Origin of the sequence: Pseudomonas sp. PONIH3, assembly GCF_002934345.1 — a bacterium.
Lineage (GTDB): Bacteria > Pseudomonadota > Gammaproteobacteria > Pseudomonadales > Pseudomonadaceae > Aquipseudomonas > Aquipseudomonas soli.
In genome coordinates this window covers 2059952-2086250 of the sequence record NZ_CP026386.1, presented here as the reverse complement: position 1 = coordinate 2086250, position 26299 = coordinate 2059952, and the positions used below count along the sequence as shown (strand labels likewise).

Below are 26299 nucleotides of genomic sequence, written 5' to 3'. Positions count from 1 at the left end.
CTGTTGCTGCCCTGATCGTCGGTAAAGGCGACCTTCAGACCAGCACGATCCGCTGCCCGCCCACATCCCGCGCATAGCGCCCCAGCACTTGCCGGCACACGTCGACGATCTCGTCCACCAACGCCACGCCGGTTTGCCAGGCCACCACCAGCTCCAGGCTTGGTGGTGGCTGCAATCCGTCCAGCAACACCAGCTCGCCCCGGCTCAGTTCGCCATCCACCAGTGCCGGTGGCAGCGCGCCGATGCCGAAACCGTCGCGCAGCAGGCGGGTGATTGCCGCCACCGAGTTCACGCAGTTCAGGCGTGGCGCCTCGGCCCCGGCTGCCTGCAACAGGCTGAGCACTTCCTGGTGCGGTCGTGAGTTTTTCGAGAAGGTGACGATGCGTTCGCGGGCCAGCTCCGCCAACGAGGCGTAGGTGCGGTGGTGCGGGGAGCCGGCGGCGACGATCCAGCCCATCGGGTAGCGCGCCAGGTCCTGGCTGCGGATCGACTGTTCACGCAACAGGTCGGTCTGCAGGATCACGTCGAGAAAACCCTTCTGCAACTGCTCGCGCAGGTTCAGCGCGGTATCGGCCACCAGCTCGATCTCCACCTGCGGGTAGCGCTCGCCCAGCTCCGCCACCAGCGCGCTCATCCAGGTATGGATGACCGTGTCCATGACCCCCAGGCGAATGCGCCCGGTCTTGGCCCGGTCGCTGTCCAGCGACTGCTTCATGGCCTTGGCGGTGTCGAGCATGCGTTCGGCATATTCCAGCACTTTGGCGCCCTCGGGTGTCAGGCTGACCCCGCGCGAATCGCGCAGCAGCAATTTCACGCCCAGGTCGGCCTCCAGCGCGGCGATGCGGCTGGACACCGAGGCCTGGGTGGTGAACAGCTTCTCGGCGGTGAGGCGGAAGCTCTTGAGCCGGGCGACCCAGACGAAGGTTTCGAGGAAACGAAGGTTCATGATCAGTTTTTCTTGTTCCAGACCGGCGGATTTTCTCGTTGGACGTGCCGGGCGCGGCCTCTGAACATGGTGCCCAGGCCGCGACGCCCGACGTCGCCCATAGAACAATACCAACAAGCCGAGGCAACCATGAACCCGACCGGCGTGCAGCAGCAGGCCCCCGCCCGAACCTCGAGCGGCCCTTTCGCCTGGTACCGCGACATCGATTCCCAGCAACGACGCACCTTCTGGAGCTGCAAGATCGGCTACGGCCTGGACGGCATGGACACCCAGATGCTGAGCTTCGTCATCCCCACGCTGATCATGCTGTGGGGCATCAGCACCGCCGAGGCCGGGTTGATCCATACCAGCACGCTGATCGCCTCGGCCCTGGGCGGCTGGATCGCCGGCATCCTCTCTGATCGCATCGGGCGGGTGCGCACCCTGCAACTGACGGTGCTGTGGTTCGCATTTTTCACCTTCCTCTGCGGTTTCGCCCAGAGCTATGAGCAGCTGTTGATCGCCCGTACCCTGATGGGCTTCGGATTCGGTGGCGAATGGACCGCCGGCGCGGTGCTGATCGGCGAGGTGATCCGTGCCCAGGACCGCGGCAAGGCGGTGGGCATGGTGCAGTCGGGCTGGGCCATCGGCTGGGGCCTGACCGCCATCCTCTACGCGCTGCTGTTCTCCTGGCTGCCGGCCGAGCAGGCCTGGCGCGCGCTGTTCTTGCTCGGGTTGCTGCCGGCGATCTTCGTGATCTTCGTACGGCGCCTGGTCAAGGACCCGGAGGTCTACCGCGAGGCCAAGGCCGCCGAGACGGTCGCGGCGCCTTCGCATTTCTACGAGATCTTCGCCCCCGGCATGTTGTGGACCACGATGCGCGCCTCGCTGCTCACCACTGGTGCCCTGGGCGGCTACTACGCCATCACCTCGTGGCTGCCGACCTTCCTCAAGAACGAGCGCGGCCTGAGCGTGCTCGGTACCGGCGGTTACCTGGCGATGGTCATCGTCGGCTCCTATATCGGCTATGTGGTCAGTGCCTACCTCTGCGACCTGCTGGGGCGCCGGAAGAACTTCATCCTGTTCGCCGTGGGCTCGTTCGTCATCGTCCTGCTCTACACACAGCTGCCAGTCAGCGACAACGTGATGCTGTGGTTGGGCTTCCCGCTGGGCTTCTTCGCCTCGGGTATCTTCAGCGGCATGGGTTCGTTCCTCACCGAGCTGTTCCCCACCCGTATCCGTGGCTCGGGACAGGGCTTCTGCTACAACATCGGCAAGGTCATCGCCGCCATGTTCCCGCTGCTGATCGGCCTGCTCGGCGAGAAAGTGCCGTTGGGCCTGGGGATTGGCGCCTTCGCCGCGGTGTCCTACGGTGTGGTGATCCTGGCTGCGCTGAGCCTGCCGGAAACCCGCGGCAAAGCGCTCCAGGCGCGCTAAGGTAGGCACCATGAACATTGATACGGAGGTCCGCCAGGTGAAACGCCTGCTACTCAATTGCGACATGGGCGAGAGCTTCGGCAACTGGCGCATGGGCCAGGATGCCAAGGTCATGCCTTTCATCGACTGCGCCAACATCGCCTGCGGCTACCATGCCGGCGACCCTGGCACCATGCGCCGCACCGTGGCCCTGGCCCTGGAGCACCGGGTGGCCATCGGCGCGCACCCGGCCTACCCGGACCTGGCAGGCTTCGGCCGCCGCTCCATGGCCTGCAGCAGCGACGAGATCCGCGACCTGCTGCACTACCAGGTCGGCGCCCTGGACGGAATCTGCAAGGTGCTCGGTGGCCGGGTGGCCTACGTCAAGCCCCATGGCGCGCTGTACAACGACATGATGGCCAACCCGGCCATCCTGCGCACCGTGCTCGAGGCTGTGGCGGCATTCGACAGCGGCCTGCCGCTGATGCTCATGGCCACCGCCGACGACAGCGCCGCCCAGGCCCTGGGCGACGAGATCGGCGTGCCGTTGTGGTTCGAAGCCTTCGCCGACCGTGGCTACACCGCCAGCGGGCACCTGATGTCGCGGCGCCTGCCGGACGCGGTGCACCATGACCCGGCGCTGGTGGTCGAGCAGGCCTTGCGCCTGGCCAAGGGCGAGGCCCTGGTGGCCGACGATGGCAGCGAGGTACGGTTGAACGCCAGCACCCTGTGCGTGCATGGCGACAACGATGGTTCCGTGGCCGCGGTACGCCAGATCCGCCAGGCACTCGACGCGCTGGAGCAGGCATGACCCCACGTATCGAAGTGGTGGCCGTCGACAGCCTGATGGTGCGGCTGTTCGATGCCATCGATGAAGGCAACATGCCGTGGATCCTCGCCGCCAGCCAGCGCTTGCGGGACGTCTTTGGCCAACAGTTGATCGACCTGGTGCCGTCCTACACCACGCTGATGGTGCAGTTCGACCTGGCGCCGGGCGAAGCGCGCCGGCGCATCCTGCACGCACTGGAGGGCCTGCGGCCGGATGATGGAAAGGCCGGGCGCAGGCACGAGATCCCGGTTTGGTACCACGCCAGCGTCGGTCCCGAGTTGCCGGTGCTGGCTGCGCGAAGCGGGCTGAGCGAAGCCGAAGTGATCGACGTGCACTGTGGCCGAGATTACCCGGTGTTCGCGCTGGGGTTCGCCCCGGGCTTCGGCTTCATGGGGCTGGTCGACGAGCGCCTGGCCACACCGCGCCTGAGTACTCCGCGCAAGCGTGTGGCAGCGGGCAGCGTCGGAATTGCCGAACGCCAGACCGCCGCGTATCCGGCGGTGTCGCCGGGCGGCTGGAACCTGATCGGTCGGACGCCGGTGCACCTGTTCGACCGCGAGCGCGAGGGCTATAGCTTGCTGCAACCGGGCGACCAGGTCCGTTTCGTGGCTGTCGGGCACGCCGACTTCATCAACCTGGGCGGTGATGACAGCCCGCTGGAGGCCCAGGCATGAGCCAGTTGAGGATCGAGGCCAGCACCGCGCTGTGCCAATTGCAGGATGGTGGGCGCTTTGGCGTCCGGCATCTGGGGGTGACCCAGGGCGGCGCGCTGGATTGGGTGGCGATGCGCTGGGCCAACTGGTTGCTGGGCAATGCCTTGGACAGCGCAGTGGTGGAAGTCGCCCTCGGCGGGTTCAGTGTGGTTGCCGAGGAAGATTGCATGTTGGCATTGGCCGGGGCCGACCTGGATGCGCAGGTCGACGGGCAGGCTGTAGCGCCCTGGACCAGCTTCAACCTCGGCAAGGGCCAGCAGCTGACGCTGCGTCAGCCTCGCCAAGGGGTACGTGCTTATCTGGCTGCGCCTGGTGGGTTTCAGGGCGAGGCGGTGCTGGGCAGTTGCTCCACGGTGGTTCGGGAAGAGCTGGGCGGGGTTGACGGCCAGGGCCGGGCGTTGGTGAAAGGGGAGGTACTGCATGCTGCCGGCGCCATCGCGGGGCAAGTCGGGGCGCCGAACCTCCGCTCCCACGTTCCCGAAACGTTGCGGCCGGTATATGCGGACAAGCCTGTACTGGACCTGGTGATGGGGGCGCAGATAGGCGATTTCAGCGGCACCAGCCTGTTCGAGGCGTTCAACCGTGACTGGACGCTGGACAGCCGTGCCGACCGCATGGGCATCCGACTGCTTGGGCCGCAGTTGATGTACCAGGGCGCGCCGATGATTTCCGAAGGGATCCCACTTGGCGCCGTGCAGGTGCCGCCGGACGGGCAGCCGATCGTGCTGCTCAATGACCGGCAGACCATCGGTGGGTATCCACGGCTGGGTGCGTTGACGCCGTTGGCGCTGGCGCAGCTGGCGCAGTGCATGCCGGGGGCGACGATACGCTTCAGGGCGGTGGTGCAGGACGAGGCGTGGCGCGAGCAGCAGGCATGCTTGCGCTGCTGGGGTTGAGTCTGCCGGCCTCATCGCGGGGCAAGCCCGCGCCACTCGCGCATTTGCAGGGCTGGCGTGGGAGCGGGCTTGCCCCGCGATGAGGCCAGTTCGGTCAATAGATTACTTGGACAGGTAACGCATCCCGTCTTCCAACCCCTGCAACGTCAACGGATACATCTTGTCCTCGATCAAGTCCCGCACCAGGTGGGTCGAGGCGGTATAGTCCCAGGCCTGTTTCGGATACGGGTTGATCCAGATGATCTTCCTGAACTTCTCCATGAAGCGCTGCATCCACACGTACCCGGCCTCTTCGTTCCAGTGCTCGACGCTGCCGCCGGGCTGGGTGATCTCGTAGGGTGCCATGGCCGCGTCGCCGACGAAGATCACTTTGTAGTCGTCGCCGTACTTGTGCAGCAGGTCGAAGGTGGAGAAGCGCTCCGAGGTGCGGCGCAGGTTGTTCTTCCACACCGACTCGTAGACGAAGTTGTGGAAGTAGTAGTACTCAAGGTGCTTGAACTCGGTCTTGCAGGCCGAGAACAGCTCCTCGCACACCTTGATGTGGGCGTCCATCGAGCCGCCGATGTCGAACAGCAACAGCAGCTTCACCGTGTTGCGCCGTTCGGGGCGCATCTGGATGTTCAGCAGGCCGGCGTCACGGGCGGTGTGATCGATGGTACCGTCGATGTCCAGCTCCTCGGCGGCACCTTCGCGGGCGAACTTGCGCAGCCGGCGCAGGGCCAGCTTGATGTTGCGCGTGCCCAGCTCGACCTGGTCGTCGAGGTTCTTGTACTCGCGCTGGTCCCAGACCTTCACTGCCTTGCCCTGGCGCTTGCCGGCCTCGCCAACGCGGATGCCCTCGGGGTTAAAGCCGCCCGAGCCGAACGGACTGGTACCGCCGGTGCCGATCCATTTGTTGCCGCCGGCATGGCGTTCCTTCTGTTCCTCGAGGCGCTTCTTGAACTCCTCGATCAGCTTGTCCAGCCCGCCCAGGGACTGGATCTGCGCGCGTTCCTCGTCGGTGAGCGAGCGCTCGAACTCCTTGCGCAGCCACTCGTCGGGGATCAACGCTTCGATATGCCGGTCGAGGTTTTCCAGGCCCTTGAAGTAGGCGGCGAAGGCACGGTCGAACTTGTCGAAGTGCCGTTCGTCCTTCACCAGGATGGCGCGGGCCAGATAGTAGAAGGCGTCCATGTCGGCGAACACCACACCTTTTTGCAAGGCATGGTGCAGGTCGAGCAACTCGCGCACCGACACCGGCACCTTGGCCGCGCGCATTTCATTGAACAGGTTGAGCAACATGGCCCGGCTCCCGTCAGCGGTTGCCGCGCCGGCTCATGAAGGCCAGGCGCTCGAGCAGCGTCACGTCCTGTTCGTTCTTCACCAGGGCCCCGGCCAACGGCGGGATGGCCTTGGTCGGGTCGCGCTCGCGCAGTACCGCCTCGCCGATATTGTCGGCCATCAGCAGCTTGAGCCAGTCGACCAGCTCGGAGGTGGAGGGCTTTTTCTTCAGGCCCGGCACCTTGCGCACGTCGAAGAACACGTCCAGCGCCTCGCTGACCAGCGACTGGCTGATGTTGGGGTAGTGCACGTCGACGATCTGCTGCAGGGTGGCGCGGTCGGGGAAGGCGATGTAGTGGAAGAAGCAGCGGCGCAGGAAGGCGTCAGGCAGCTCCTTTTCGTTGTTGGAGGTGATGATGATGATCGGGCGCTGCTTGGCCTTGATGGTCTCGTCGATTTCGTAGACGTAGAACTCCATCTTGTCGAGTTCCTGCAGCAGGTCGTTGGGGAACTCGATGTCGGCCTTGTCGATTTCGTCAATCAGCAGGATCACCCGCTCGTCGGCTTCGAAGGCCTCCCACAGCTTGCCTTTTTTCAGGTAGTTGCGCACATCGTGGACCTTGTCCACGCCCAGCTGCGAGTCGCGCAGGCGGCTGACCGCGTCGTATTCGTACAGGCCCTGGTGGGCCTTGGTGGTCGACTTGATGTGCCAGGTGATCAGGCGTGCGCCGAAGGAGGCGGCCAGCTGTTCGGCGAGCATGGTCTTGCCGGTGCCCGGCTCGCCCTTGACCAGCAACGGGCGCTCCAGGGTGATGGCCGCGTTGACCGCCAGCTTGAGGTCATCTGTGGCGACGTAGTCGCGGGTGCCTTCGAACTTCATTAACCGATCCTCTGGGTGGCTGGCTGGCGTCATTGCGGGCAGACCCGCTCCCTGTAGGAGCCGGCTTGCCGGCGATAGGGCCGGCCCAGGCAATACATGTTTGTTGATGTGCCAACGACTATAACGCCACGCCCGACGCGTGAAAACGCAGACCGGGTATTCAGTCCCTGAGTGATGGTCCACAATTCGACCACTGAATTTTGCTACAGTGCACGCCGCCCAAGGCTTCCAGGGTAGTGGGCACTGGGGCACGTACAGCTAAATCCCACCACCAGCCCCGAGCATGCGCCCTGGGCACGTGCACCACTGGAGACAGCAATGTCCTACGTTACCCGCCGCGACGGTCGTTACTTTTATCGTCGTCGGTTCCCCGCTGATGTCGCTGCCATTGTCGGCAGGGCGGAGTTCCGCAAGGCGTTGGGCACTGCCGACCGCAAGGAGGCGCTACAGCTCGCCCGTGTGGTTTCGGTGGAGTTCGACCGTACCTGCTCTGACGCCCTGACTCAGAGCGCCTGCGGTGGCGGTGCAGGGGCGATGCAGGCGCTGGATGAGCCTACCCAAAGGGTCACGGCCGAAAGCATCCTAGAGCGCCTGCGGGCCGTTGTAGACGGTGCTACCCGGTCGGCTGTCGAAGCCCTTGAACCTAGCCAGCGGCAGGCCCCCACCTGGGCGGCTGAGCTCGAATGGCGTAAGGCCGCGCTCCAGGCGATTGCAGACGGGAAGCACCCCGGCGCGGCTGACTACAACCCTGCGGAAGCAATGGCCGCTCTGCGCGCCCTGGAGGCCCTGGAACGGGGCGAGGTGCCGAGCCTGGAGCAACCCTCCGGCACGCCACAGAAACCCGCTGATGCGGCCCTTGGCGCCTTTGCTGGCAGCCCGGATCAGCGTACAGCCGCTGAGTTCACCGAGGCCCTGGACGGATACTGCTCAAGGGTCAGTGAAGGCCGGGCGGGCATTGTGCGCTCGCTGGCGGCAAAGGTGCTGCGCTGGCCATCCACGCCGGATGCACAGGTACAACGGATCATGCAGTTTGCGGAGGAGCGACTGAGCGCGGGTGGCAAGGCAAGTAGCGTGCACAATCAAGCCGCTGGCCTCATCACCGTGCTGCGGGAGCTGCCTGGCTGGGAACGCATTGCCCTGCCGCGTAACGGCGCTGTAGCTCGTGCCGTCCGCCAGGGTGGCCAACTTCAAGCGGACGCCAGGGACTCGATGCCATTGGCGGTGGTGCATGCCGTCCTGCAAGCCTTCGATGCGCGTGGCGATGCCGTGGATGCCGCCGCCGCCCGCTTGCTGGTGCGCTACGGGTTGCGCCCGCTGGAGCTATTGCAGGAAGGCCCCGAGGCCCTGGCCATCAGGGAAGACATTCTGCACAACAAAGAGCTGGTGTTTCACGCTGGGTTATCGGGAGCCAAGAATAGCGCCAGTCGGCGTAGCCTGCCTGTGCATGCCGATGATGCCGAGCTGTTCCGATTGGTGTTGGCAGACCGAGGGGCGGCTGATGCGAAGCGAGCCAGGGCCAGGGTCAAGCGGCTAGGGGACGCGATGCGCATCGCCCTGCGGGGTAAGCCTGGCAAGCTCTCACTGTACAGTCTGCGGCACACCTGCGCGGACCTGCTCCGGGCTGCTGGCGCTACGCCTGATGAGGTCGGTGGAGTCCTTGGGCATACCGCCAAGGGCAGCAAGGCGACCAGTATCTACGGCGGCAAGGCACCGCTGCATCGGCCAAGGGCATTGCTGGCACAGGTCCGTGAGCTACTGGAGCAGGGCACTGTGCCCGAAAGCCTTCCGGCCTAAATTTGTTGTAGTCGTGCGAGGGGAGTATCTGACCCGAGCAAGGCCGGAATCCCCCGTGGGGTGCCACTTAGGCCACCCCACACTGGACGTTGGTCAGCCTTCGTTTGCTACAAGGCTGTAGTCGCAGGTCGAGCAGCGCCGAATGGTGAGGGGACCAACCTCTGCAACGCTGTGAAGGGTTTGCTTGGTGCAGTTCGGGCACTTCTGTCCCTTCCCTTGACCAGGCTCTACAACATGGTTCCATCCCCAGCCTGTAGCATTGCATTGAGTGCATTGCTTGATGGCGCCTTTGTTGTAGTAGGTTTTCTTCGAACAGGAAGGGCAGACTGAACCAGCCATAATACAGCTCCGTTGTTGATGGCAAAGAGCCGCTACTGTACATCACATTTGTTAGGCTCAAAAGGAGTTGGCGTGTAGCGTTATTGGTATGCCTCAAGCGCTACCGTTCATCAGCCATCCAGAGGTGTAGCGATATTGCCAGTTGACCAGCATAAACGCTACACATATAGTCGCTACATCCAAACCGCTACAGGGCGACTATCATGATGATCCATGCTTACCTCCGTGCCTCTACTGCTGAGCAGGACGCCAGCCGCGCCAAGGAACAGTTGCGAGAGTTCGCCCAGCAGTATGGCCACCGTATCGCCGGTTACTACGTAGAGAACGAATCCGGCGCCACGTTGCAACGCCCGGAACTCTTCCGCTTGTTGGCAGACAGCGAGCCTGGCGACGTTCTACTGGTCGAGCAGGTAGACCGACTGGCGCGACTGAATGAGGGCGACTGGGCAGAACTGCGGGCCACTCTCCAGGCGAAAGGCGTGCTTGTCGTTGCCTTGGACCTGCCGACCTCGCATCAAGCGATGCAGCAGGCTAAAGCTGGCGACGACTTCACAGGGCGTATGCTGGCGGCAATCAATACGATGCTGCTGGATATGCTGGCGGCAGTGGCCCGAAAGGATTATGAGGACCGGCGCCGTCGGCAGGCGCAGGGCATCGAGAAAGCAAAGTCGGCTGGTGCCTACAAGGGGCGCCAGGTGGATACCGATCTGCACCGCCGCATCGCCCAGTTGCTGGACGATGGCAAGTCGGTACGTGGTATTGCGGATCTGCTCGACTGCTCGACTAATACGGTGCAGCGGGTTAAGCGTGAGCGCACAGCCAGCGTCTGAGGCGAGGCCACCGTATCACCAGCGCCTGGGCATGCAGCCTGGGCGTTGTCGTTTCTAGGCCCGGCGAGCGGCTATGAGGCGGGCTATCGTTGTCCTGCACTCCCGGCCTGATCTGCGCAGGCTTCGCGCCAGGGGCCTTCTACGGCCTGCCTGGGCTACCTGCCCTAGACATTGATCAATTCTTCTTGGCTATTGATCTTGGTGTCATGATAGGTTGTGTAAATGTTCCATACCATAGAGATAGGTAGACACCAGTCAATCTATTTCGACCGGTGCTGTACGTTTAACCTACGTGTTCGCGATGCCCGTTCCCCAAGCGGGCATTGTGCTTTTTAGTTCCTGGCACCGAACTTCGTCGTTGTCCGCCCGGCTGTGCAACGGCCAGCGCGTACGAGCCCACCATTGGCGATATCTGAGACACCTGGCAGCCCTTGCCACGTTGCTGGATAGCTGCGACACCGCCACCGCTACACACCGCGCCGCTCAAGGCGTTTCCCTTTTCTTTTAGCGTGACCTGCATCCTGCTAAGGAGGATTCACCGTGTCCGATCTTTACAACCGCCGTGGCCGAAAGCCCCTGGCAGCCGCTCGCATTGTCGAGGTAATGCGCCGCTTGGCGAACCAAAACGCACCAGTTACGACCGCTGTGCTGCGCAAACATTTGCCCGACCTTCCTGCCTCCAGTCTGCTCCGTGCTGTGCAATGGTTGCGCGATGAGGCTGGCTTACTAGTCCGAAACATCAACGGCACCAACGTGCGCGAATACCTGCTGGGCACGCAGCACCGGACCTGGGCGATCAACCTTTCGCCCGAGCAAGTGCGGCAATCCGCCCGCGTCGAAACCACGTTGTTGATTGTGCTTCAAGACGCTGAGCGAGGTAGGTCCTGATGGCCCGTAGAAAGAAGATTGACCTCGACCGCCTGGGCCTGGAGCTGCTGGCGTCCACAATCGAAGGGACGCAGCAGCGGTATGCCGACGCCAAGGCAGAAGGGTACCCAGTCGATGCCGCCACGATCTCGGCCAGTGTGTCGCTATTGAAGTTACTCGAAACGACAAAGGCAGCGCGGGAGATTGATACCGCCGCCGAGCTGGAGAAGCTGCGCGAACAGTTCAAACGTCCACCGGCCAGCCAACCCGCTAGCCCTGCACTCCCAACCCAAAACAAACCCGACGACCGCGAGGCACTTCTTGCCGCGTACGGCCTGTCCGATCCCACTACTTGACCGATGGCCTTGGCGCCTTCGATAGGAGGACCCATGACCACAAACTTAGAGCGACTGCACCAACAGGCAGAGGCCGGTGCCGAGGTAGGCCAACCGGAGGAGCGACCACCCTTCGACCGCGTGGCTGCACTGCAACAAGTGATCAAAGAAAACCCCACCCTCAAGGGCGCGGAGATGGAGCTGCGGGTCAATCAGATGGAGGCGGTTTACAACCGCGCCGTGGTAGGCCCAGCGACAGCGCAGAGCATTGTCCGCCGCCATATGGAGAAGACCCAGGCTCAGCGGCGAGAGATGGCCAAGGAGCTGCGCGCCATTGGTTACCGTGGCCGATATGCCTCGGCAGGGGAAGTGCTGGACCTGATGACGGAAGCCCACGACCGGGCACTAGACGACACTCGACCATCAGCCCGTGCCATCTTGCGGCAGCAGGTAGGGGAGGAGGACGCCCCAAGGCTGGCCACAACAAAGAGCCGCCATCTCAAGAGTGCCATGCAGAAGCTGGCCGACCATCCCACTGCTCGACTCATGGAGGCCGAAGGCATGCGCACTGCACGCGACGTAAGTGAAATCTGCAAGTCCTCCCTGGCCGGTGGGGTGGCGGCGCTGTATCAGCGCGCCGATGTAGCCAAGCGCCTTGCCGGGCTCACCGATACCCAGGCTGAACAAGCCCGAGAGATCGCAGCATTGAAGGCCCGTCTAGTCGCCTTGGAGACCCGCCAGGATGTTGCAGAGTCTGGGGAGCACTGGCACGACGTGGCCAAGCGCATGCGCTCTGAGGGCGCTACTTATGGCTCTATCGCCAAGGCAACAGGCCAGAAGCTGGATACTGTGAAGAAGGTTATCTCTCGCAGCAAGTGATGCTGTTAGGTACGAAGTACCTATAGAAATTGAACCTGTTTTGGGTAGGGACATGTCCCCACCCTGTCCCTACTTTCCCTGCACCCACCGCCCAGTGGCTGAGCCAAAGCAGCTCAGGCGAAGCCGTGGGCGCTTACAAAGGAGTTCACTAATTGGCTTCCAAATACACCCGTATCGTTAAGGACGATCCCACCGCCAGTGTAACCCTCGACTGCAATGTGCTTGCCGTTGTCCTGGGCATGATGACGCGAGAGAAGGTCCGGGGCCTGACCCTGACAAAGCGCCTGGCCTGGGTTGCCCACATCCAGCGCAACGGCGTGCTGCATCAAAAGGAATTCCCCTACAGCGAGAAGGCCGGTGCCATCGCTTGGTTGCTCTGTACCCGCGCCCAAATGCAACTCGAAGGCAAGGACACCGACCGTCGCGGCAAGTGGCAGCGCAGTCCAGAGGTAGCAGCATGATCCCGGCCAGCAGCACGGGCGGCATACACGCGCTCATCGGCATGATCCAGTCCGTGCAATCGCCCGAGGTGGAACCCCAGCCTCGGCGGCAGACAGGTATCACGGATGCAGACCTTGCCGACTTGTCCGCCCTGGCCTGGCAGCGGCAACAAGCGCGCGATGCACTGACCTCCAACCAGACGGCACCTGCCAGTTCCGACACCGAGCTATACACCGCCGAGGTAGTGGCCGGGGCTAACGCGGCTGCCGTGCAGCGCCGCCAGCGCCCAGGCTCCTCGCTCGGCATCAATACCTGACGGCCTGCATTCACGGCCTCGATTCAAACCACGTAGACGAACCCGTACCGGAGAACACATAAATGACCAAGACCAACAAGCCAGTAATCAACGCAACCGTATCCTCGCGCTCCCAGGCTCTGCTCGGCGCCCTGCGCACCGCCATCGCCCTGGGCCGACTCGACGTTCCCGAGCTGACAGCGCCCGTCGTTCCCCAGAACTACGTCGATGTGAAATCAGGTTTGAGCCGTATGGCCGAGCGTTTCATTGACCCAGCCCGAGCCGAAGGCAAGCGAACTAGCGCCGACGACGTAGCCCGCGAACTCGGTGCCGTGATTGCCCAGGCTGCGCGTTCTGGTATGCCGTTGGCTGACCTGCCCGCCGCCCTGGACTACGATGCCGCGATGCTTCAACACCGGGGCAAGCAGGCCCATTACCTTCGATCCAGCGACGAACACGCCGCACGCCTGGCTGCTGATATCCAGACTTGGCTGGCCGACCTGCTAGCGGTCCTCAAGGTCCGGGAAGCGCTGGGCGCCGACGTGGTGCAGGATGCCGCTGGCGCTGGGAACAAGACCATGGCCGCTACCGCTCTGGACCTTGTAGCCCGTGAGAAGCTGAACACCGTTGGTGCTGCTGATCTCCCTGTCATGGCCGCTGGCCGTGGCCTGATGGTGCTCCTTGCCGCTGGCGTTGATCCCGCTGAGTTGGAACTGTTTGACCTGGAGGTGCTGTTAGCCCTGGCTGGCTCTGACATCATTCCGGCCACCCTGCCAGGCGCTGGCCTGTCCGCTGCTGACTTGTCGTTCCGCGCCGGTACTTCGCTGGTGAAGGTGAGCACCCGTGGCGCGGTCCTCTATCGTGAGGCCGAAACCCAAGGGGGCCGCGTAGTCCTGCCCCACAGCGTGCTGGTAGCCGTTAGCCCGGATGCCCTGGAGCAGTTGCAAGGTGAAGTGAGCGAGCGCCTGGCCCAAACACCTCACCGATTCCAAGAGGCTGCCGTGGGCAACAGTTCGCTGGACCGGAGCCGCCGTGTTATCCAGGGTGGTGGCCTGAACGCCTTTGCGGCTAGCATCGGCTGATAGTGAAGGCCGGATGCCCGGCCTTTGACTCAAGCCGTCTTTCTGCGACGAAGCTTACCACCTGCCCATAAGGCCAATGCAGAGAGCGCCAAAGTTCCAATCGCCATAGCGAGGTTCATTCCCAGGCTGCCTGGTAACGCGTGCATGAAAGTGGCGAACAAGCGCATGACTCCTGTGAATAGCCATACGCATCCAAGTATTGTCAAAATCCATCCCAGTATCCGCATTGCCGCCCCGTTAGTTGTCCTGTCTACTTCGACAATAGCTGACGCGGGCGGAATAGTGTGCATTTGATATCAGGCTTCCGGTCGGCAGTGCGTGCCAGTGATGGGGCACAAGCTCCAATCGCAAGCCCACATCACGGGCGCCTATAGTCCTGGAGGCCCCGTATTTAAAGGGCTTGAGTAGAATTCACTTGTCAGTCCCTGAATGGTCCGTCACCCAGGGCTCAGTCGGATTTGGGCGCGGGCTGCTCGTAGCGTGCGTTGAACGCCTGGATGAAGCCGTTGCGCAGGATCTGCAGGAACGCCTCGAAAGCGCTGATGTCCTGCTGGTGCACGCTGCCGCTGAGTTCCACGCGGGTGGCGAACTGGTTTTTCGGCTGGTTCTTGAGCACGGTCTCGGTGGCGCCCACGACGGCTTCCCATATCGAGCGCAAGAAGCCCTTGTCCTTGTCTTCTACATCCTGTTGCCAATTGAACACATCGACATCGCGCAACAGCGGCTTGATGTAGCCCTTGAGCCGGCCGGTCTCGGCCTCGGCCTCGATTACCACATCGCCATGCCCGGCATTGAAGTCGAACTTGCCGTATGCGCTGGCGAAGTCGTTCAGCCGGCGCAGTTCGATGCCGGTGGCGCGCAGGCGGAACTGGAAGTCGTCGAAGTCGCTGAAGGGGTCGAAGGTGGCGCGGCTTTCCACCTTGGCGTCGCCCAGCAGCAGCGCCGTCCCCTCGAAGCTGGCGTCGCGCCGGCCCTTTTCGTCGCGCACGTTGGTCAGGTTGCGGATGCTTGCGTCCAGCCGGGTCGCCTTGAGGTCCACCGGCGGTCTGGAATTGAAGTTGCGGAAGGTGAGGGTGCCTTGTTCGATGCGCACGTCGTTCAGGGTGATCGGCAGCAGTTTTTCCAGTTGCTGGCGCCAGTCGGTGCCCTGGCCGGTCTGAGAGTTCTGTTTGTTGCCGCCGTCGACGAAATTGAGTTCGGGGTGTACGAAGGTCACTTCGGCGACCACGGCGCGGTCGTACCACAGCGAGTGCCAGCTCACCGACAGGTCGATCAGCGGCGCTTCGAGCAGCGGCACCGGCACCTTGCCGCTGACCTTGACGATCTTCAGGCCATTGATCTGGTAGGCGCCACGCCACCACGCCAGGTCGACGTCGCGGACCTGGCCGCGGTAGTCGCCCATGTCGGCCAGCTTGTCGTTGAGGTAGTCACGCACCAGGTAAGGCAAGGCCAGGTGCAGGGCCACCAGCAGTGCGACCAGGCTGGCAAAGCCGACCAGTGGCCAGCGGTAGCGCGCTTTCATCAGGTTTCTCCACGGGAGCATGTGCGGTTGACCGCAGGCCGTTTCGTCGAGTTCGAACGGGCTTTACGCTCACCGATTGCAGGCTTACCCTCAGGGTTTTCCCTGCACTTTTTTCCTGTTCAAGGACCGCCGCCATGAGCCGTATCTACGCCGACAACGCCCATTCCATCGGCAACACGCCGCTGGTGCAGATCAACCGTATTGCCCCGCGCGGCGTGACCATCCTGGCCAAGACCGAAGGACGCAACCCAGGCTACTCGGTGAAGTGCCGGATCGGCGCGAGCATGATCTGGGACGCCGAGGACAGCGGCAAGCTCAAGCCAGGCATGACCATCGTCGAGCCCACCTCGGGCAACACCGGCATCGGCCTGGCCTTCGTCGCCGCCGCCCGTGGCTACAAGCTGGTGCTGACCATGCCCGACTCGATGAGCCTGGAGCGGCGCAAGGTACTCAAAGCGCTGGGCGCCGAGCTGGTGCTGACCGACAAGGCCAAGGGCATGAAGGGCGCCATCGAGAAGGCCAATGAGATCGTCGCCTCCGACCCTGCGCAGCACTTCCTGCCGGGCCAGTTCGACAACCCGGCCAACCCGGCCATCCACGAGAAGACCACCGGCCCGGAAATCTGGAACGACACCGATGGTGCGGTCGACGTGCTGGTTGCTGGCGTCGGCACCGGTGGCACCATTACCGGCGTGTCGCGCTACATCAAGCACACCCAGGGCAAGCCGATCCTGTCGGTGGCGGTGGAACCGGTGAACTCGCCGCTGATCAGCCAGACCCTGGCCGGTGAGGAGCTCAAGTCCACCCCGCACAAGATCCAGGGCATCGGTGCCGGCTTCGTGCCGAAGAACCTCGACCTGTCGATCGTCGACCAGGTCGAGACGGTGACCGAGGAAGAGTCCAAGGCCATGGCCATCCGCCTGATGCAGGAGGAGGGCATCCTCTGCGGCATCTCGTGCGGCGCGGCGATGGCAGCGGCGGTGCGTCTGGCCGAAAAGCCGGAGATGCAGGGCAAGACCATCGTGGTGATCCTGCCGGACTCGGGCGAGCGTTACCTGTCGAGCATGCTGTTCAGTGATCTGTTCACCGAGCAGGAGAACCAGCAGTAAGCGACACGCTGCAAGCCGCAAGTCGAAGGCATGGCCGTATTGACGCGGATCAGCTTGAGCTTGCCGCTTGCAGCTTCTGGCTTGCAGCCGCTCCTGATGGGTTTATGATGTCCGGCTATCTGGGGATGGCCTGATTTCCCCTCCAAGGAGTGTTGCATGACCTTTTCCTTCGTCGCCAAGGCCGGTGTCCTGCTGGTGTTCTTCGGCAGTGTGCTGTTTGTGCACCTGCGCGGCAAGGCACGCCTGCCGGTGCTGCGCCAGTTCGTCAACCATTCGGCGCTGTTCGCCCCCTACAACAGCCTGATGTACCTGTTTTCCGGCGTACCTTCCAAGCCGTACCTGGACCGCCAGCGCTTCCCCGAGCTGGATGTGCTCAAGGACAACTGGGAGGTAATCCGCGAAGAGGCCATGCGCCTGTTCGACGAGGGTTACATCCGCGCGGCGGAAAAAGACAATGACGCCGGCTTCGGTTCGTTCTTCAAGAAGGGCTGGAAGCGCTTTTACCTGAAGTGGTACGACAAACCGCTGCCTTCGGCCGAAGCGCTGTGCCCGAAGACCGTCGAGCTGGTCAGCGGCATCCCCAACGTCAAGGGCGCGATGTTCGCCCTGTTGCCCGGTGGCAGCCACCTGAACCCGCACCGCGACCCGTTCGCCGGCTCCCTGCGCTATCACCTCGGGCTGTCCACGCCGAACTCCGACAACTGCCGCATCTACGTTGATGGCCAGCCCTACGCCTGGCGCGACGGCGAGGACGTAATGTTCGACGAGACCTTCGTGCACTGGGTCAAGAACGAGACCGAGGTCACCCGCGTGATCCTGTTCTGCGACGTCGAGCGTCCGCTCAACAGCCCGCTGATGACCCGCATCAACCGCAAGGTCAGTGCCTTCCTCGGCCGTGCCACCGCGCCGCAGAACACCGATGACGAGCGTGTCGGCGGGATCAACCAGGCCTATGCCTGGAGCAAGCGCTTCAGCAATGTCATCAGCACCCGGGTCAAGCAGTTCAAGCGTGCCAACCCCAAGGCCTACCGCGTGCTGCGACCGGTGCTGGCGGTTGTCGTCGCCTACGCCCTGTATCGCTGGCTGTTCTGATTCGCGTGGGCCGGGCTCGCTCCTCGTGGGAGCGGGCTTGCCCCGCGATGATTCCCCCGCTATATTCCGAAACACATTCTTCTCTGAAGACCCGATCATGCCAGCCATCCCTTCCACCACAACTAACGTTCTCGCGCCTGTCGCGGGCGTGGTCGTGCGTGGCAGCCAGCAGCCGGCCATGATCAGTCTCTCTCCACCACCTGTCAGTGGCGTGGTAGGCGGCGTAGCTCCGCCTCCTTGCGCAGTCGTGGTGCTGGGCTGACCGGCCGCTGGCCGCTCCCCACCGCACTCGCAACCTACTGAACACGGTCGGCTATCCCCGCAAGTCGCGATAGGCCCTCCGTACGGCTCATTTGCCCGTATACAGGTGGCAATACATGTTTGTTCTCAACAAAGCTTCCGTGGCCTCGGCGGCCACGACCAGCCTGTTCGTCCTGCTGTGGAGCAGCGGGGCGATCGTCTCCAAGCTTGGCCTGGCCGAGGCCAGCCCCTTCGCCTTCCTGCTGCTGCGTTCGGCCTTGGCGCTGTTCGGTCTGCTGTTGATCGGTCCGTTGCTCGGATTGCGTTGGCCACGTACCCGGGGCGGCATTGTTCGCGCCCTGGGGACCGGCTGCGTGTTGCTCGGCGCCTACCAGATCTTCTACCTGCTGGCGCTGAACACCCATGTCACGCCTGGCGTCATGGCCACGGTCATGGGCGTGCAACCGATCCTGACCGTGGTGCTGATGGAGCGTCAGCGGTCCTGGAGCCGATTGTTCGGCCTGGGGCTTGGTCTTGGCGGTCTGGTGATGGTGGTCTACCAGGGCATCAACCTGGGTGGGGTGTCCCTCGCCGGGATGCTGTTTGCCCTGCTGGCGCTTGGCAGCATGACCTTGGGCTCGATCCTGCAGAAACGCATTACTGACAACCCCATGGGCACTTTGCCCTTGCAATACTTGGCGGGCTTCGCAATGTGCGCAGTGTTCGCGCCGTTGCAGCCGCTGCATGTCCAGTGGAACGCCAGTTTCCTCGGTGCGCTGCTATGGATGGGGCTGGTGGTCTCGTTGCTGGCCACGCTGCTGCTGTACCGGCTGATCGCAAGGGGCAACCTGGTCAATGTCACCAGCCTGTTCTACCTGGTGCCGGCGGTCACGGCGGTGATGGATTTCATCATCTTCGGCAACCGCCTGGCGCCCCTCAGCCTGCTGGGGATGGGGCTGATCGTGATCGGCTTGCTGTTCGTGTTCCGTAAGCCTGCGTTGCGCACAGCCGAGGCCTGAGTCAACGAGCGGTGGGAGCGGGGCAAGCCCGCTCCCCTTTTTTCAGTGCCGTGCCGGGCGCAGCACCAACCACAGCGCCGCACCGATCAGCAGACCGCCATACAAGTGCGCCATCGACAGCGGCTCATCCAGCAGCCACGCGCCCCACAGTACGCCGAACACTGGGATCAGGAAGGTCACGGTACTGGCCTTGACCGGCCCGATTTCGTTCAGCAGGCGGAAGTACAGGATGTAGGCGAACGCCGTGCACAGTAGCCCCAGGCCCAGGAGCGACAGCCATACCTGCCAGCCGCCCCAGCTGGCCGGTGGCTGGGTCAGCGCGCTCCAGGCGAACAGCGGGCTGAGCAGCAAGGTGGCGCCGAGCATGCTGCCCAGCGCCGACAGACGGCTGTCCAGCGTGCCGACCCAGCGCCTTGCCAGGAAGCCCGCGAAGCCGTAGCAGGTGGTGGCGGCCAGGCAGGCCAGTGCGCCTTGCACCAGGGCCATGTCCAGCGCCACTGGGCCGGCACCGCTGAGGATGCCGACACCGAACAGCCCGAGGAAGATCCCGCAGAGCTTGGGCAGGGTCATGGCTTCGCGGAAGAACAAGGCGCCGATCAGCACGCCCATCAGCGGCGTGGTGGCGTTGAAGATCGCCGAATAGCCGGCCGGCAGCACCTGCGCCGCCACGGAATAGAAGGTGGCCGGAATGCCCGAGTTGATCATGCCCAGCACCAGGCAGGCGCCAAGCTTGCCCTCGAAGTTCCAGCGCACTCGGGCGGCGGCGAGGATGGCGATCAGCCCCAGGCAGGCGATCGACACGCGGAAGAAGGCGGTCGGCACGGTGCCCAGCTCGGGGGCAATGATGCGCATGAACAGGAAGCTGGCGCCCCAGACAGCGGCAAGGGTCAGCAGGCGGGCGAGGGCGATGGGGCTCACGGGGGTCTCCGGCGGTAGGGCAGGGCGCGAGTGTACGTCAGGGAGAGTGGGGGATTCTTGTGCTTTCTTGCTGTGTGAATCCGGGGTCGCCTCACGGGCTTCATCGCCGGCAAGCCGGCTCCCACAGGGCTCGTATCCGACTAAGCTCTCTCGGTGACCATTGCATAGAGGCACGCGCATGACCCCAGCCTGGCCCGCCGTCGATATCGCCCGGATGATCCTCGATGGCTTCGACGACTACCGCGAGCACTTTCGCCGTATCACCCTCGGCGCCCGCGAGCGCTTCGAACAGGCGCGCTGGCAGGACATCCAGCACGCCGCCGCGGCGCGCATCAACCTGTATGAAGAGAAGGTCGCCGAGGTCAACGGCTGGTTGCGCCAGCGCTTCGATACCAAGGTGCTGCTGGACGTCGAGCAATGGCCGCTGGTCAAGAACGCCTACATCCGCCTGATCGACCCCCGGTTGGACGACGAGCTGGCCGAGACCTGGTACAACTCGTTGTTCTGCAGCCTGTTCAGCCACGACCTGATCAGCGACGGCTGCATGTTCATCCATACCACGCGGCCATCGATGCGAGGCCATGAACGGGCGGCGCAGACGCGTACCTATGCGCTGCAGGATGGGCTCAAAGGCTTGTTGCGAGCGATTTTCGCCGATTATGCGTTCGACGTGCCTTATGGCGACCGGGAGGGCGATATCGCGCGGCTTGAGGATCAGTTGCGCGAATGCCTGCCCGATTGGGTCTGCAAGGATCCGGCCTTGGCCGTGGAGCTGTTCACCCCCGTGCTTTACCGCAACAAGGGCGCCTATCTGGTCGGCCGCCTGTACACCCCCGACGAGCAGTGGCCACTGGTGATCCCGCTGCTGCACCGCGAGGGACATGGCATCGAGGCCGATGCGCTGATCACCGACGAGGCGGAGGTGTCGATCATCTTCTCCTTCACCCGTTCGTATTTCATGGTCGATGTGCCGGTGCCGGCGGAGTTCGTCAACTTCCTCAAGCGCATCCTGCCGGGCAAGCACATCGCCGAGCTGTACACCTCGATCGGGTTCTACAAGCATGGCAAGTCGGAATTCTATCGGGCGCTGATCAACCACCTGGCCAACAGCGACGACCGCTTTGTCATGGCCCCGGGCGTGCGCGGCATGGTCATGAGCGTGTTCACCCTGCCGGGCTTCAACACTGTGTTCAAGATCATCAAGGACCGCTTCTCGCCGTCGAAGACTGTCGACCGGGCCACGGTGATCGAGAAATACCGCCTGGTAAAAAGCGTCGACCGAGTCGGGCGCATGGCCGATACCCAGGAGTTCGCCGATTTTCGCTTTCCCCAGGGCAAGTTCGACCCCGATTGCCTGGCGGAACTGCTTGAGGTGGCGCCCTCCACCGTGGCGCTTGAGGGCGACACGGTGCTGATCCGCCACTGCTGGACCGAACGGCGCATGACCCCGCTCAACCTGTACCTCGAACAGGCCAGCGAAGCCCAGGTGCTGGAGGCGCTGGAAGACTATGGGCTGGCGATCAAGCAATTGGCGGCGGCGAACATATTCCCCGGCGACATGCTGCTGAAGAACTTCGGCGTCACCCGCCATGGCCGGGTGGTGTTCTACGACTACGACGAGATCAGCTACCTCACCGAGGTCAACTTCCGCCATATCCCGCCGCCGCGTTATCCGGAGGATGAGATGTCCGGCGAGCCGTGGTACTCGATCGGGCCGCATGACGTGTTCCCCGAGGAGTTTCCGCCATTCCTTTTCGCCGATATCGGCCAGCGCCGCTTGTTCAGCCGCCTGCATGGCGAGCTGTACGACGCCGATTACTGGAAAGGCCTGCAGGAGGCGATCCGGGCGGGGAAGGTGATCGATGTGTTCCCTTATCGGCGCAAAGGGCGTTAGGCCTCAGGTTTTCAGCCTCTGAGGCACTTGAGTTCGCTGAAGTCCGAACGCACCTTGCTCAGCCGCTGCTGTAGGAATTGCCGCTGGGCCGGGCTGCTCTGTTTCAGCAGATCCACCAGCAGGCTGCGTGCCTGGCGCTCGGTGTTCTGGAATGCCTGGCGGTACTCCGGTGTCCACAGGCTTTCCTTGCGCTGCAGCAACTGCGCCAACCTGGGCTCGAAGCTTGGGCTGGCGCGCTGGTCCATCGCCAGCACCAGTTGCTGCTGCCAGTGGGCGCGGTTGGCGATCCACTGGCGATTCTGGTCACCCAAGGCCTGTGACCAGCTCATCACCCGCAGCCGTTGCTCGGCATCTAGCTCGCCCAGCCAGGGCTCGAGGCGCTTGCGCATGCGTGCGGCACGGTTTTCGACCTGCTTGGCCAATGGTGTGTCGACGTACTCCTTCTGGCGTTTGTCGATGTCCTTGCGAAAAGCCTCGCGCATTTCCGCTACCTGGCTGTCATTCATGCCCTTGAGCAGTTCAGCGGCAGAGGGGGTTATCGCTTCGGTGACCCGGCCGATGGCCTGGCGCGCCTCGACCGTGCGTTGGCGCAGGTTTTCATCGGTGACCGCGTCGTTGGCGACCATCAGCTGCACCCGGTCGAGCCAGTCGAGGTAGCCGGGCAGTTGGGTCTTGCAGTGCCAGGCCAGGTGCGCCTTGAGCCGCTCGTCGAGCAACTGCTTCTGCTCGCGGTTCATGTCCAGGTAGTCGCCCAGCGACCACGGCACCAGGCGATCAAGGTTGCGGTAGGCCAGGTCGATGCGGCTGCAGGCCGTCAGTGCCAGGGCGAAGCCGATTAGCATGAGCAGGGCTTTGGGCAGGCGAAGGGGCATGAGCGAATCCTTGCTGGGCTGGCCAGGCGGTAGACGCACGGTGAGCTCGACGGTTCCGGCGAATGTGCGCTCGGGCGGCCGGGCGGGTCAGGTGTTAGAATAGCCGCCTTGTCTTGAGGATCTTCGGAAATGGCTCTGCTTGGGCGTTACAACAGTTTGCAAATCGTGAAACACGTGGAGTTCGGCCTGTACCTTGACGGCGGCGCCGATGGCGAAATCCTCCTGCCGCGGCGCTACTTCCCCAAGGATGCCGAGCTGGAGCTGGACGATTGGCTCAACGTGTTCATCTACCTGGACAGCGAAGACCAGCTGATCGCCACCACCGAAAAGCCGAAAATGCAGGTGGGCGAGTTTGCCAGCCTCAAGGTCAAGGACATCAACGGCGCTGGCATCTTCCTCGACTGGGGCCTGTCCAAGGACCTGCTGATGCCCTACTCGGAAGAGTCGCGGCAACTGAAGATCGGTGACTACTGCGTGGTCCATGCCTACCTGGACAAGCGCACCCGGCGTATTACCGCCACCGCCAAGCTGGACCGTTACCTGGACCGCACCCCGGTGGACTACAGCGTCGGCCAGCCGGTCGAGCTGCTGGTGGCCGGCGAGACGCCGATGGGCTTCAAGGCGATCATCAACAACCGCCATTGGGGCCTGATCCACAAGAACGAGGTGTTCAAGTTCCTGCGTTCGGGCATGCACGAGAAGGGCTTCATCAAGGAAGTGCGCGCCGACGGCAAGATCGCCCTGAGCCTGCAGCCGGTGGGCCAGGCCTTGGCCGACAGCCTGCACGAACAGATCATGCAGCGCCTCGAGGCCAACGGTGGTGTGCTGCCGGTGTGCGACAAGAGCGACCCGGCGCTGATCAGCCAGATGTTCAACGTGAGCAAGGGCAACTTCAAGAAAGCCATCGGCGCGTTGTTCAAGCAGGGCCGGATCGTCATTCATGACGATCGCATCGAGCGGGCTTGATCAGCCCTGCACGAAGGTGCTGAAGTCCAGCTGCTCGCCACCCGGTCGGGTGTCGCGCAGCAGTGAGTCGCGGTCGGCGCTCAGGGCCAGGCTGATGGTCGAACGGCGTTTGCCGGGATTGCGCACTTCCATCTGCTCCTGATGAGCCTTGAGGAAGTTGGTGGGCACCTTGAGGTGCTGCAGCCCGTCGTTCTCGGGGGTGTGCAGCAGCAGGTTGACCCAGTCGGGCTGGCCCTTGCGCAGCAGTGCAACCGGCACTTCGAACCACCACAGGTTGCGCTTGGTGTCGAGAATGGCGAACAGGGTGTTGGCACTGGTGAGTACCGGTTTGGCCAGCGCCTCGTTACGGCGAGCGATGGCGGTGGGTTTGTCGAGTTTCATGCAGGTTCCTGCGGGTTGACGCGAGTAAGGCCTGCCATTGTGGGGTGGGGCTTATCGCGGGGCAAGCCCGCTTCCCCGAAATCACCGAACCCGAACCGTGCAAGCGTATCGAGCCCAGCCGATTGCCGTTTGGCTGACAGGGTGCAAATGAATTGAAACTCTGGCCAATGGCCTTGGGTCGATCAGATGTCGACACGATTTCCCGTGTCTTTCCCCGAGGAGACATCCCATGAGTGGCACCAAGGACAAAGCGAAGGGCCTGGCCAACGAGGCCGTGGGTAACATCAAGCAGGGCGTCGGCAAGGTGACCGACAATGACAAGCTGCGCGCCGAGGGCAAGGCCCAGGAACTGAAAGGCGAGGCGCAACAGGCCGTGGGCAAGGTCAAGGATGCCGTGAAGAAACCTTGATCGCCGCAACCTGGCCGCGGGGCAAGCCCGCTCCCGCAAGATGGGGGCGGGCTTGCCCCGCGCTTGCTTTGGACTGTGCACAAGGTACAAGCGAACAGCACGCCCGCCGCCTGGTCTATTAGACTTGCAGCATTGCCATTCCGATCAAGCGGCGAAAGGAGACGCTATGATTTTCCCCGACCTGCGCGGCCTGCCCCTGCACCGCGTGTTGGTGCGCACCGTCAAGGAGTTCCTCGATGACGAGATGTCCACCTATGCCTCCGCGCTGGCCTACCAGATGCTGTTCTCGCTGTTCCCCTTCCTGCTGTTCCTGATCGCCCTGATCGGTTTCCTGCATCTCCCGGACTTCTTCTCCTGGCTGCGCCTGCAGTCGGAACTGGTGCTGCCGCCCCAGGCCCTGGAGCAGGTCAACCCGGTGATCGACCAGTTGCAGCAGTCCAAGGGCGGGCTGCTGTCGGTGGGTATCGTGATTGCCTTGTGGACTGCCTCGGCGGGCGTGCGCCTGATGATGAGCGCGATGAACGCGGCCTACGACGTGCCCGAGGGGCGGCCGGTGTGGAAGCGCATTCCGCTGTCGGTCATCTATACCGTCGGCATCGCCGGCATGCTTCTGGCCGCGGCGGCGCTGATGGTGCTGGGGCCGCAGGTAATGGAGTGGATCGCTTCCCAGGTCGGGCTGGAGGAGGCGGTCGTCATCGTCTGGACCATCCTGCGCTGGCCGGCGATCATCATTCTGATGATGGTGGCGGTGGCGCTGATCTACTACGTGATGCCCGACGTGAAGCAGAAATTCCGTTTCATCACCCCAGGTTCGGTGCTGGCGGTGGTGGTGTGGATCGTCGCCTCGCTGGGCTTTGCCTACTACGTGAAGACCTTTGCCGACTACAACGCCATGTATGGCAGTATCGGGGCGATCATCGTGCTGTTGCTGTACTTCTACATCTCCGCTGCAGTGCTGCTGCTGGGCGCCGAGATGAACGCGGTGATCGAGCACATGTCGGCCGAGGGCAAGAACCCCGGCGAAAAGGAATTCGAGGAGGACAACCCGCAACAGAGCATCACCGTGCTCGGCCATGAGCACCCGGTGACATCCGAACCCCAGACCCGCGAGCCGAATACCTGATGATCCGCGACATTCTCAAGATGGGCGATGAACGCCTGCTGCGCATCGCCCCGCCGGTTCCCGAGCACATGATCGGCAGCCCGGAGCTTGCGCAACTGATCGACGACATGTTCGAGACCATGGCCCATGTCGGCGGTGTCGGCCTGGCCGCGCCGCAGATCGGCATCGACCTGCAACTGGTGATCTTCGGCTTCGAGCGCAGCGAGCGTTACCCGGACGCCGAGCCGGTGCCACGGACCATCCTGCTCAACCCAGTGATCACGCCGCTGGCCACGGAGGTCGAGGACGGCTGGGAGGGTTGCCTGTCGGTGCCCGGCCTACGTGGCGTGGTGCCGCGCTACAAGCACATCAGCTATTCGGGCATCGATCCGCAGGGCAACCCGATCAACCGCTTTGCCGACGGCTTCCATGCCCGGGTGGTGCAGCATGAGTGCGACCACCTGATTGGCCGTTTGTATCCTTCGCGCATCCAGGACTTCAGCAAGTTCGGCTATACCGAGGTGCTGTTCCCCGGGCTCGACGTGACCGACGACTAACCCCGCCTCATCGCCAGCGGCGCCTTGCTGCGCTGGTAGCGGGCCAGGCGTGAGGCCAGGGCCTGGGGCAGGGTGGTTGTCGGTGTGAAGGCCAAGCGTTGGTAGAAGGGCGCCAAATCCGGGTGGCAGAACAGCCAGGTCGCAGCGTTGCTTTCGGCCAGCGCCGCGTCAATCAGCCGGGATGCGATCTGCTGGCCGCGCCACTGCGGGGCAACGAACAGGCCGGTCAGCCAGTGATCGCCACCGATGGGCGTCAGGTTCATCCCACCGATTATTTCTGCGGTACGCGCCACCCATTGCTCGCCTTCACCGGCGGCGCGCATGCGCGAGCCGTGCTGGCGGTAGAAATGGTCCAGCAGGCGGCGCTGGGTTGGGGGAAGGCGAGTGCAGGTCAGAGGGAGCATGCTTGGTTCACGCGGTGTGGCAATCTCAGGCAG

At 63.5% G+C, this 26299-nt stretch carries 28 protein-coding genes; 20 read left to right on the top strand and 8 right to left on the bottom strand.

The features are described from left to right. Positions 1-34: 34 nt before the first annotated feature. Complete coding sequence (locus C3F42_RS09460) at positions 35-946, bottom strand: LysR family transcriptional regulator (RefSeq protein WP_038705610.1); 912 nt, start codon at positions 944-946, stop codon at positions 35-37. A 129-nt stretch (positions 947-1075) separates the two neighbouring features. On the opposite strand from C3F42_RS09460, the gene C3F42_RS09455 reads away from it, so the two are divergent. The 4 genes from C3F42_RS09455 to C3F42_RS09440 are packed head-to-tail and all read left to right on the top strand — an operon-like array spanning position 1076 to position 4779. Next, entirely contained in the window at positions 1076-2362 is a 1287-nt protein-coding gene (locus C3F42_RS09455; protein ID WP_104444352.1) for an MFS transporter, read from the top strand. 10 nt (positions 2363-2372) lie between these two features. Further along, entirely contained in the window at positions 2373-3152 is a 780-nt protein-coding gene (locus C3F42_RS09450; protein ID WP_104444351.1) for a 5-oxoprolinase subunit PxpA, read from the top strand. Next, on the top strand, positions 3149-3844 hold the full coding sequence (gene pxpB, locus C3F42_RS09445) for a 5-oxoprolinase subunit PxpB (protein ID WP_104444350.1): 696 nt from the start codon (positions 3149-3151) through the stop codon (positions 3842-3844). The genes C3F42_RS09450 and pxpB overlap by 4 nt, the downstream gene beginning before the upstream one ends. Next, positions 3841-4779: a biotin-dependent carboxyltransferase family protein gene (locus tag C3F42_RS09440; protein ID WP_104444349.1), complete on the top strand. Its 939-nt coding sequence runs from the start codon at positions 3841-3843 to the stop codon at positions 4777-4779. Before pxpB ends, C3F42_RS09440 begins: the two co-directional genes overlap by 4 nt. Positions 4780-4881: 102 nt before the next feature. On the opposite strand, the gene C3F42_RS09435 is transcribed toward C3F42_RS09440, so the two are convergent. Together C3F42_RS09435 and C3F42_RS09430 are read right to left on the bottom strand one after the other, a co-directional pair. Continuing rightward, entirely contained in the window at positions 4882-6060 is a 1179-nt protein-coding gene (locus tag C3F42_RS09435) for a VWA domain-containing protein (protein ID WP_023629932.1), read from the bottom strand. A gap of 13 nt (positions 6061-6073) precedes the next feature. Beyond that, positions 6074-6919, bottom strand: a complete 846-nt coding sequence (locus tag C3F42_RS09430) for a MoxR family ATPase (protein ID WP_023629931.1) — start codon at positions 6917-6919, stop codon at positions 6074-6076. 318 nt (positions 6920-7237) lie between these two features. On the opposite strand from C3F42_RS09430, the gene C3F42_RS09425 reads away from it, so the two are divergent. The 8 genes from C3F42_RS09425 (at position 7238) to C3F42_RS09390 (ending at position 13781) form a co-directional block, all read left to right on the top strand. Next, positions 7238-8713 carry a DUF6538 domain-containing protein gene (locus C3F42_RS09425; protein ID WP_104444348.1) on the top strand — a complete coding sequence of 492 codons (1476 nt, stop codon included), beginning with the start codon at positions 7238-7240 and terminating at the stop codon, positions 8711-8713. Between the two features lie 542 nt (positions 8714-9255). After that, a complete protein-coding gene (locus C3F42_RS09420) occupies positions 9256-9882 on the top strand; it encodes a recombinase family protein (protein WP_104444347.1) in 627 nt (208 codons plus the stop codon). 540 nt (positions 9883-10422) lie between these two features. Next, positions 10423-10770: a hypothetical protein gene (locus tag C3F42_RS09415; RefSeq protein ID WP_104444346.1), complete on the top strand. Its 348-nt coding sequence runs from the start codon at positions 10423-10425 to the stop codon at positions 10768-10770. Continuing rightward, complete coding sequence (locus C3F42_RS09410; protein WP_104444345.1) at positions 10770-11105, top strand: hypothetical protein; 336 nt, start codon at positions 10770-10772, stop codon at positions 11103-11105. Before C3F42_RS09415 ends, C3F42_RS09410 begins: the two co-directional genes overlap by 1 nt. Positions 11106-11138: 33 nt before the next feature. Then, positions 11139-11963: a hypothetical protein gene (locus tag C3F42_RS09405; RefSeq protein WP_104444344.1), complete on the top strand. Its 825-nt coding sequence runs from the start codon at positions 11139-11141 to the stop codon at positions 11961-11963. Positions 11964-12115: 152 nt separating this feature from the next. Continuing rightward, positions 12116-12424: a hypothetical protein gene (locus tag C3F42_RS09400; RefSeq protein WP_104444343.1), complete on the top strand. Its 309-nt coding sequence runs from the start codon at positions 12116-12118 to the stop codon at positions 12422-12424. 41 nt (positions 12425-12465) lie between these two features. Beyond that, the gene (locus tag C3F42_RS09395) at positions 12466-12720 is read left to right on the top strand and encodes a hypothetical protein (RefSeq protein ID WP_158659554.1); all 255 of its coding nucleotides are present in this window, start codon (positions 12466-12468) and stop codon (positions 12718-12720) included. 62 nt (positions 12721-12782) lie between these two features. Beyond that, positions 12783-13781 carry a hypothetical protein gene (locus C3F42_RS09390; RefSeq protein ID WP_104444341.1) on the top strand — a complete coding sequence of 333 codons (999 nt, stop codon included), beginning with the start codon at positions 12783-12785 and terminating at the stop codon, positions 13779-13781. A 448-nt stretch (positions 13782-14229) separates the two neighbouring features. On the opposite strand, the gene C3F42_RS09385 is transcribed toward C3F42_RS09390, so the two are convergent. After that, the gene (locus C3F42_RS09385; RefSeq protein ID WP_104444340.1) at positions 14230-15303 is read right to left on the bottom strand and encodes a DUF748 domain-containing protein; all 1074 of its coding nucleotides are present in this window, start codon (positions 15301-15303) and stop codon (positions 14230-14232) included. A gap of 134 nt (positions 15304-15437) precedes the next feature. Between C3F42_RS09385 and cysK the strand changes: the two genes are divergently transcribed. From cysK to C3F42_RS09370, 3 genes are all read left to right on the top strand, one after another. Next, positions 15438-16412, top strand: coding sequence for a cysteine synthase A (gene cysK, locus C3F42_RS09380; RefSeq protein WP_104444339.1), 975 nt, complete (start codon positions 15438-15440; stop codon positions 16410-16412). A gap of 156 nt (positions 16413-16568) precedes the next feature. Further along, positions 16569-17504 (top strand): aspartyl/asparaginyl beta-hydroxylase domain-containing protein, encoded by a 936-nt coding sequence (locus tag C3F42_RS09375; protein WP_011535083.1) that lies wholly within the window; start codon positions 16569-16571, stop codon positions 17502-17504. A 377-nt stretch (positions 17505-17881) separates the two neighbouring features. After that, positions 17882-18763: a DMT family transporter gene (locus C3F42_RS09370; protein WP_023629928.1), complete on the top strand. Its 882-nt coding sequence runs from the start codon at positions 17882-17884 to the stop codon at positions 18761-18763. A 42-nt stretch (positions 18764-18805) separates the two neighbouring features. Here the strand turns inward: C3F42_RS09370 and C3F42_RS09365 are convergent, their stop codons facing one another. After that, positions 18806-19681 (bottom strand): DMT family transporter, encoded by an 876-nt coding sequence (locus C3F42_RS09365; protein WP_038705615.1) that lies wholly within the window; start codon positions 19679-19681, stop codon positions 18806-18808. A gap of 178 nt (positions 19682-19859) precedes the next feature. Here C3F42_RS09365 and aceK point away from each other — a divergent pair, with 178 nt between their 5' ends. Then, on the top strand, positions 19860-21575 hold the full coding sequence (gene aceK / locus C3F42_RS09360) for a bifunctional isocitrate dehydrogenase kinase/phosphatase (RefSeq protein WP_104444338.1): 1716 nt from the start codon (positions 19860-19862) through the stop codon (positions 21573-21575). An 11-nt stretch (positions 21576-21586) separates the two neighbouring features. Here aceK and C3F42_RS09355 read toward each other — a convergent pair whose 3' ends face one another. Then, a complete protein-coding gene (locus C3F42_RS09355) occupies positions 21587-22447 on the bottom strand; it encodes a DUF6279 family lipoprotein (protein WP_023629536.1) in 861 nt (286 codons plus the stop codon). A 129-nt stretch (positions 22448-22576) separates the two neighbouring features. Here C3F42_RS09355 and C3F42_RS09350 point away from each other — a divergent pair, with 129 nt between their 5' ends. Further along, a complete protein-coding gene (locus C3F42_RS09350; protein ID WP_023629535.1) occupies positions 22577-23413 on the top strand; it encodes a S1 RNA-binding domain-containing protein in 837 nt (278 codons plus the stop codon). Here C3F42_RS09350 and C3F42_RS09345 read toward each other — a convergent pair whose 3' ends face one another. Then, entirely contained in the window at positions 23414-23794 is a 381-nt protein-coding gene (locus C3F42_RS09345; RefSeq protein WP_023629534.1) for a hypothetical protein, read from the bottom strand. 229 nt (positions 23795-24023) lie between these two features. On the opposite strand from C3F42_RS09345, the gene C3F42_RS09340 reads away from it, so the two are divergent. The 3 genes from C3F42_RS09340 (at position 24024) to def (ending at position 25862) form a co-directional block, all read left to right on the top strand. Beyond that, a complete protein-coding gene (locus C3F42_RS09340) occupies positions 24024-24203 on the top strand; it encodes a CsbD family protein (RefSeq protein WP_023629533.1) in 180 nt (59 codons plus the stop codon). Positions 24204-24369: 166 nt separating this feature from the next. Continuing rightward, positions 24370-25326, top strand: coding sequence for a YihY/virulence factor BrkB family protein (locus C3F42_RS09335; protein WP_023629532.1), 957 nt, complete (start codon positions 24370-24372; stop codon positions 25324-25326). After that, the gene (gene def / locus C3F42_RS09330; protein WP_104444337.1) at positions 25326-25862 is read left to right on the top strand and encodes a peptide deformylase; all 537 of its coding nucleotides are present in this window, start codon (positions 25326-25328) and stop codon (positions 25860-25862) included. The genes C3F42_RS09335 and def overlap by 1 nt, the downstream gene beginning before the upstream one ends. Here def and C3F42_RS09325 read toward each other — a convergent pair. After that, positions 25859-26266 carry a GNAT family N-acetyltransferase gene (locus C3F42_RS09325; protein ID WP_177410835.1) on the bottom strand — a complete coding sequence of 136 codons (408 nt, stop codon included), beginning with the start codon at positions 26264-26266 and terminating at the stop codon, positions 25859-25861. The genes def and C3F42_RS09325 overlap by 4 nt on opposite strands. Positions 26267-26299: the final 33 nt, after the last annotated feature.

Bases quoted from the DNA above. Each gene is read 5' to 3' on its own strand.
- C3F42_RS09460 (WP_038705610.1), bottom strand. From the start codon at position 946: ATGAACCTTCGTTTCCTCGAAACCTTCGTCTGGGTCGCCCGGCTCAAG.
- C3F42_RS09455 (WP_104444352.1), top strand. From the start codon at position 1,076: ATGAACCCGACCGGCGTGCAGCAGCAGGCCCCCGCCCGAACCTCGAGC.
- C3F42_RS09450 (WP_104444351.1), top strand. From the start codon at position 2,373: ATGAACATTGATACGGAGGTCCGCCAGGTGAAACGCCTGCTACTCAAT.
- pxpB (WP_104444350.1), top strand. From the start codon at position 3,149: ATGACCCCACGTATCGAAGTGGTGGCCGTCGACAGCCTGATGGTGCGG.
- C3F42_RS09440 (WP_104444349.1), top strand. From the start codon at position 3,841: ATGAGCCAGTTGAGGATCGAGGCCAGCACCGCGCTGTGCCAATTGCAG.
- C3F42_RS09435 (WP_023629932.1), bottom strand. From the start codon at position 6,060: ATGTTGCTCAACCTGTTCAATGAAATGCGCGCGGCCAAGGTGCCGGTG.
- C3F42_RS09430 (WP_023629931.1), bottom strand. From the start codon at position 6,919: ATGAAGTTCGAAGGCACCCGCGACTACGTCGCCACAGATGACCTCAAG.
- C3F42_RS09425 (WP_104444348.1), top strand. From the start codon at position 7,238: ATGTCCTACGTTACCCGCCGCGACGGTCGTTACTTTTATCGTCGTCGG.
- C3F42_RS09420 (WP_104444347.1), top strand. From the start codon at position 9,256: ATGATGATCCATGCTTACCTCCGTGCCTCTACTGCTGAGCAGGACGCC.
- C3F42_RS09410 (WP_104444345.1), top strand. From the start codon at position 10,770: ATGGCCCGTAGAAAGAAGATTGACCTCGACCGCCTGGGCCTGGAGCTG.
- C3F42_RS09405 (WP_104444344.1), top strand. From the start codon at position 11,139: ATGACCACAAACTTAGAGCGACTGCACCAACAGGCAGAGGCCGGTGCC.
- C3F42_RS09395 (WP_158659554.1), top strand. From the start codon at position 12,466: ATGATCCAGTCCGTGCAATCGCCCGAGGTGGAACCCCAGCCTCGGCGG.
- C3F42_RS09390 (WP_104444341.1), top strand. From the start codon at position 12,783: ATGACCAAGACCAACAAGCCAGTAATCAACGCAACCGTATCCTCGCGC.
- C3F42_RS09385 (WP_104444340.1), bottom strand. From the start codon at position 15,303: ATGAAAGCGCGCTACCGCTGGCCACTGGTCGGCTTTGCCAGCCTGGTC.
- cysK (WP_104444339.1), top strand. From the start codon at position 15,438: ATGAGCCGTATCTACGCCGACAACGCCCATTCCATCGGCAACACGCCG.
- C3F42_RS09375 (WP_011535083.1), top strand. From the start codon at position 16,569: ATGACCTTTTCCTTCGTCGCCAAGGCCGGTGTCCTGCTGGTGTTCTTC.
- C3F42_RS09370 (WP_023629928.1), top strand. From the start codon at position 17,882: ATGTTTGTTCTCAACAAAGCTTCCGTGGCCTCGGCGGCCACGACCAGC.
- aceK (WP_104444338.1), top strand. From the start codon at position 19,860: ATGACCCCAGCCTGGCCCGCCGTCGATATCGCCCGGATGATCCTCGAT.
- C3F42_RS09355 (WP_023629536.1), bottom strand. From the start codon at position 22,447: ATGCCCCTTCGCCTGCCCAAAGCCCTGCTCATGCTAATCGGCTTCGCC.
- C3F42_RS09350 (WP_023629535.1), top strand. From the start codon at position 22,577: ATGGCTCTGCTTGGGCGTTACAACAGTTTGCAAATCGTGAAACACGTG.
- C3F42_RS09345 (WP_023629534.1), bottom strand. From the start codon at position 23,794: ATGAAACTCGACAAACCCACCGCCATCGCTCGCCGTAACGAGGCGCTG.
- C3F42_RS09340 (WP_023629533.1), top strand. From the start codon at position 24,024: ATGAGTGGCACCAAGGACAAAGCGAAGGGCCTGGCCAACGAGGCCGTG.
- C3F42_RS09335 (WP_023629532.1), top strand. From the start codon at position 24,370: ATGATTTTCCCCGACCTGCGCGGCCTGCCCCTGCACCGCGTGTTGGTG.
- def (WP_104444337.1), top strand. From the start codon at position 25,326: ATGATCCGCGACATTCTCAAGATGGGCGATGAACGCCTGCTGCGCATC.
- C3F42_RS09325 (WP_177410835.1), bottom strand. From the start codon at position 26,266: ATGCTCCCTCTGACCTGCACTCGCCTTCCCCCAACCCAGCGCCGCCTG.